At 66.8% G+C, this 5,949-nt stretch carries 5 protein-coding genes; 4 read left to right on the forward strand and 1 reads right to left on the reverse strand.

Features of this window, described 5'->3' with window-relative positions; translation table 11 throughout:
• Window positions 1–97: 97 nt before the first annotated feature.
• A complete protein-coding gene (gene ctaD / locus ACWDU1_RS28220) occupies window positions 98–1,837 on the reverse strand; it encodes an aa3-type cytochrome oxidase subunit I (RefSeq protein ID WP_450003067.1) in 1,740 nt (579 codons plus the stop codon).
• Window positions 1,838–2,231: 394 nt separating this feature from the next.
• On the opposite strand from ctaD, the gene ACWDU1_RS28225 reads away from it, so the two are divergent.
• The 4 genes from ACWDU1_RS28225 to nrdF all read left to right on the forward strand — a co-directional run.
• Entirely contained in the window at window positions 2,232–3,323 is a 1,092-nt protein-coding gene (locus tag ACWDU1_RS28225) for an ABC transporter substrate-binding protein (RefSeq protein ID WP_450003068.1), read from the forward strand.
• A 225-nt stretch (window positions 3,324–3,548) separates the two neighbouring features.
• Window positions 3,549–4,439: a dioxygenase gene (locus ACWDU1_RS28230; RefSeq protein ID WP_450003074.1), complete on the forward strand. Its 891-nt coding sequence runs from the start codon at window positions 3,549–3,551 to the stop codon at window positions 4,437–4,439.
• Between the two features lie 122 nt (window positions 4,440–4,561).
• Entirely contained in the window at window positions 4,562–4,834 is a 273-nt protein-coding gene (locus tag ACWDU1_RS28235) for a hypothetical protein (RefSeq protein WP_450003070.1), read from the forward strand.
• 153 nt (window positions 4,835–4,987) lie between these two features.
• The coding region (nrdF, locus tag ACWDU1_RS28240) for a class 1b ribonucleoside-diphosphate reductase subunit beta (RefSeq protein WP_450003072.1) at window positions 4,988–5,949 on the forward strand (962 nt) is incomplete at its 3' end.

A 5,949-nucleotide genomic window follows, 5' to 3' on the forward strand; every position in this document is an offset into this window, starting at 1 on the left:
GAGGCCGGACAGCCGACGCTCAGGAGGGCCGAACCTCGAGCGGCGGAGCCGCTCCAAAATCACAGCCCGAACCTCGAGCGGCGGAGCCGCTCCAAAATTACTGCTTCGCCAGGGCTTCGTCGGCGTGGTGCTTCGCCCCACCGCTGAAGCCCACATGGGCTTCCTTGCGCATCCGGTCGACCATATGCGGGTAGTGCAGTTCGAAGGCCGGACGTTCGGAGCGGATCCGCGGCAGTTCGTAGAAGTTGTGCCGCGGCGGCGGGCAGGTGGTGGCCCATTCCAGCGAGTTGCCGTAACCCCACGGGTCGTCCACCGTCACCACTTCGCCGTAGCGGTAGCTCTTGAAGACGTTCCACAGGAACGGCAGCATCGACGCGCCCAGGACGAAGGCGCCGATGGTGGAGATGGTGTTCAGCGTGGTGAAACCGTCACCGGCCTGGTAGTCGGCGTAGCGGCGGGGCATACCTTCGGCGCCCAGCCAGTGCTGCACCAGGAAGGTGAGGTGGAAGCCCAGGAACGTGGTCCAGAAGTGCCATTTCGCGAGGCGTTCGTCGAGCATGCGGCCGGTCATCTTCGGGAACCAGAAGTAGATACCGGCGTAGGTGGCGAACACGATGGTGCCGAAGAGCACGTAGTGGAAGTGCGCGACCACGAAGTAGGAGTCGGTGACGTGGAAGTCCAGCGGCGGGCTGGCCAGGATGACACCGGACAGACCGCCGAAGAGGAATGTCACGAGGAAGCCCACCGAGAACAGCATCGGTGATTCGAAGGTCAATTGCCCCTTCCACATGGTGCCGATCCAGTTGAAGAACTTCACACCGGTCGGGACCGCGATCAGGAAGGTCATGAACGAGAAGTACGGCAGCAGCACGGCGCCGGTGGCGTACATATGGTGCGCCCACACCGCGATGGACAGGGCGGCGATACCGAGGGTCGCGTAGACCAGGGTGGTGTAGCCGAAGATCGGTTTACGGCTGAACACCGGGAAGACCTCGGAGACGATGCCGAAGAACGGCAGCGCGATGATGTACACCTCGGGATGCCCGAAGAACCAGAACAGGTGCTGGTAGAGCAGGATGCCGCCGGTGCCGGGATCGTAGATGTGGCCACCGAGGTGGCGGTCGTAGGCCAGACCCATCAGGGCGGCGGTCAGCAGCGGGAAGGCCAGCAGCACGAGCACGCTGGTGACGGCGATGTTCCAGGTGAAGATCGGCATCCGGAACATGGTCATGCCCGGAGCGCGCAGGCAGACCACGGTCGTCAGCATGTTGACACCACCGAGGATGGTGCCCAGGCCGGAGACGGCCAGGCCCATGATCCACAGGTCGGTGCCGACACCCGGCGAGTGCAGGATATCGGTGAGCGGCACGTACGCCGTCCAGCCGAAGTCCGCGGCGCCGCCCGGGGTGATGAAGCCCGCGGTCGCCATGGTGGCGCCGAACGCGTACAGCCAGTAGCTGAAGGCGTTCAGTCGCGGGAAGGCGACGTCGGGTGCGCCGATCTGCAGCGGCAGGATGATGTTGGCGAAGCCGAACACGATCGCGGTCGCGTAGAAGAGCAGCATGATCGTGCCGTGCATGGTGAACAGCTGGTTGAACTGCTCGGGCGAGAGGAACTGCAGACCCGGGCGGGCGAGCTCACCGCGCATCATCAGGGCCATCAGGCCGCCGATGAGGAAGAACGCCATCGAGGTGGTCAAGTACATGACACCCAGGACCTTCGGGTCCGTGGTGGTCACCATCTTGTAGATGAACGACCCCTTCGGCCCTGTTCGCGCCGGAAATGGCCGAGTCGCTTCCAGCCCCTGAGGGACTGGTTTGGGCTCTACGGCAGTCACTGTTCCTCCTGAAGGTGCCTTTAGGGTCGCTCCGCAGGCTCCACTGTTTGCCCGCCGCCCCGGTGCACGAGACGGCCAACGGTTAGCTGTGCGCTTCTCGAATCGTAAACCTTCCCTTCGGAGCGGGGCGAACGGGTCCTACTCTGTGTCGTACTACAGCCCCGCTGCTGCCCACAACACCAGCTCGCCGGTACGTCGCGCGACCGACCCGCCGAATCCGGCGCCGCAAATCCCCCCTGACTGTGCACATCCACGGTTCGGGGCCCGTCTCGTTCTGGAGCGACAGAGCGGGGGAGCGAAGCGGAGGAGCGGCGGAGTGAAGAACGAGACCAAAGGGGCCCCGAACCCGCGACGCCGGAGGCGGCGCCATGTCACAGCATGTACCCTTCCCGGCATGCCGGTGAGCCCCGCTGTCCAGACCCCCGCCGCGCGCAGTTCCCGGATCGCCTCGCGTGGTGGCCGTGCCCGCCGGTGGACGGCGGCCGCGCTCGGCAGCTGCGCCTTGGTGGTCTCGGCATGCGCGAGTCATCCCGACGATTCGGCGTCGATCATCCGCACCACCACGAATATCGCCGGCGCGGGTGTGGTCGGGATCGAACGTGACACCACGCAGGCCTGTTCGCTTCCCACCGCGCCGGATCCGGCGCCCGGTCCCACCCGCACGGTGCGGCACGAGTCCGGGGAGTCACGGGTGCCCGCCGATCCGCGGCGGATCGTGGTGCTGGGCACCTCCGCCCTCGACGCCACCTGCGCGGTCGGCCTGTGGGAGCGCGTTGTCGGTGCGACCACCGTCGCGGGACCCGCTCCGCAGCCCGGTTACCTGGGATACGGGGTTCTCGAGATTCCCGGTGTCGGCCCCGAGGCCGATCCCGATCCGGCGCTCATCGCGCAGTTGGACCCCGACCTCATCATCGGTACCGCACCCGCGGGACGGGCCGGTTACGAGGCACTGAACGAGATCGCCCCGACGGTCATGGTCGGCCAGGGGCGTAACTGGCGGGATCAGTTCGCCGGATTCGCGGGGGCGCTGGGCCGGACCGCGGCAGGTGAGGCGGCGCTGCGCGCCTACGACACCGAGGCCGCCGAGACCGGCGACACCATCAACGCCCGGCTCACCCAGGCGTCCATCGTGCGTTTCTCCGCCGACGGCACCCGGTTCCTGGGCAGCGAGACCTTCGCGGCGCAGGTCATGGCCGATACCGGCGCGGGCCGACCGACCGCCCAGCGCGAGACTTCCGGGCCGGTGGACGAATCCGATCCGGTCGTGGCCGAGGGCGATCTGATCTATGTCATGTTCGACGGCCCGCAGGGCCAGGAGCACGGCGAATCGGTGATGCGGTCGGAGCCGTGGGAGAAACTCGGCGCCGTCGCCGACAACCGGATGTTCGTACTCGACGACGCGCTCTGGCACACCACGGGCCTGACCTCCGCGCGTACCGTCCTCGGCGATATCCGCGACACGCTCAACGCCTACGTCATGGACTGACGCCGCCGCGGCGCCGGCAATCCCCGGCGCCATTCCCGCACCGTCCTACGATGGCCATCTGCCGCCGGCGCTCACAGCGGACTCGCAGCCCGGATCCAGGTGGCTGCCGGGCGGCGTTCCTACCGTCGGAGTCACCATCCGTCGAAAGAGGTGCGCAACGTGCGGAAACGTCGATCACAGCCGGCCGGGGAACGGCACGAACACGATCTGGGGCTGGCCCACGATATGTCGGTGATGTTCTCCCGGCGCCGAGCCCTGTGGCTATTGGGCGCCGCGGGGACCGCCTCGGTGGCGGCGGCCTGCTCGACCGGCGGGGATTCCGGCGGGTCGGCCGCCACCTCGGCCGCCTCGAGCACCGTGCAGACGGTCACCGCCGCCCCGCAGGAAACCGCCGGCCCCTATCCCGGTGACGGGTCCAACGGCCCCAATGTGCTCATCGAATCCGGTGTGGTGCGCTCCGATATCACCGGCAGTTTCGGTCCCTTTTCGGGGAAGGCCGAGGGTGTGCCGGTAACCATCCGGCTCACCCTGCAGGATCTCGCCCGCGAGGGCGCCGCCGGTACGGGAATGGCGCTCTACCTGTGGCATTGCGATCGCGACGGCGAGTACTCGCTGTACGGCGAGGGCATCACCGACCAGAACTACCTGCGCGGGGTGCAGGTAGCCGACGACTCGGGGCTGGTGAGTTTCACCTCGATCTTCCCGGCCTGCTATTCCGGCCGCTGGCCGCATATCCACTTCGAGGTCTACGACAGCCTCGAGGTCGCGGTCGCCGGCGAGAACGCCCGCCTCACCTCCCAGATCGCACTCCCCCAGGATGTCTGCGAACAGGTGTTCAACGCCGACCCCGGCTACGCGCGCAGTCTCGGCAACCTCGCCGATGTCACCCTCGCCACCGATAACGTCTTCGGCGACGGCTGGGACGCGGAAATGGCCACCGTCACCGGCAGCGCCCAGTCTGGTATGGATATCTCGCTGACCATCGGGGTCGCCGAGAAATCCGAGAACCAGGACGGCGGCGGTCCCGGCGGAGCGCCGCCCGGTGGTCCGGGCGGCACACCTCCCGGACCACCGCCGGGCGGGGGCGGACCCGGCGGTCCGCCACCCACCGGGTAACCGGCCAACCGCCGTCCGTGGCCGCCGCGGCGTCCAGCGCACGCCGTCTCGCAACCGGAAGTCAACCATTCCGAGACCTATAACCCCAGGTAAAAGCCTATTTCGCCGGTACCGTGATCGGTATGGGCGACAAAGTCGAGGGTGATCGCTCACTCGGATACCGGCTGAGTATCGGGATCGTCATCGGATTGGCGATCGGGATCCCGCTCGGCCTGGTGGTTCTGAACAACCTCGCCGTGGGCGTCGGCCTCGGTATCGGGTTCGGCCTGGCGTTCGGTCTGGCCATGTCGCCGTTCTCCGCCGGCGACTACGGATCCCGCTCCCCACGCGACCGTGGCTCCCGCTCGACCCGCGACGAGCACACCCACCACCGCACACCCCCGCACGACGACTGAAGTACGCTCGGCGCCTGCGGTCCCGTCCGCCGAAAACCCGTTTTCCGCAGCGGGTTCGACGCGCGCAGACACAACCTGTGGGACTGCTCGATGATCTCACCCCCAAGGGGTAGTGTTACGAGTCCAAGTCGTCGGGAAGGGTGTGGAGGCAGGATGAAGCTCATCGATCGGGTATCGGCCATCAATTGGAATCGGGTGCCCGACGAAAAGGACGCCGAGGTCTGGGACCGGCTCACCGGTAACTTCTGGCTGCCGGAGAAGGTCCCGGTGTCCAACGACATCCCGTCCTGGGCGACGCTGACCCCCGACGAGAAGCAGCTCACCATGCGGGTGTTCACCGGCCTCACCCTGCTCGACACGATCCAGGGCACCGTCGGCGCGGTCAGCCTGATCCCCGACGCGCTCACCCCGCACGAAGAAGCGGTGCTCACCAATATCGCCTTCATGGAGTCGGTGCACGCCAAGAGCTACAGCTCCATCTTCTCCACCCTGTGCTCCACCCGCGAGATCGACGACGCATTCCGCTGGTCGGAGGAGAACCGCAACCTGCAGCGCAAGGCCGAGATCGTGCTGGAGTACTACCGCGGCGACGACCCCCTCAAGCGCAAGGTGGCCTCCACCCTGCTGGAGAGCTTCCTGTTCTACTCCGGCTTCTACCTGCCGATGCACTGGTCCTCGCGCGCCAAGCTCACCAACACCGCCGATATGATCCGCCTGATCATCCGCGACGAGGCCGTGCACGGCTACTACATCGGCTACAAGTACCAGCGCGGCCTCGAGCAGGTCACCCAGGCCGAACGCGACGAGCTGAAGAACTACACCTTCGAGTTGCTGTTCGAGCTCTACGACAACGAGGTCGACTACACCCAGGACCTCTACGACGAGGTCGGCCTCACCGAGGACGTCAAGAAGTTCCTCCGCTACAACGCCAACAAGGCGCTGATGAACCTGGGTTACGAGGGCCTGTTCCCCAAGGACGAGACCGAGGTCAACCCGGCCATCCTCTCGGCCCTGTCCCCCAACGCCGACGAGAACCACGACTTCTTCTCCGGGTCGGTCGGTAGATGCCGCTACCCGGGCGGGCGCGGTATTTGCCCGTCGACCGGAAGGTATCC

The organism is Nocardia sp. NPDC003345 (assembly GCF_053589395.1).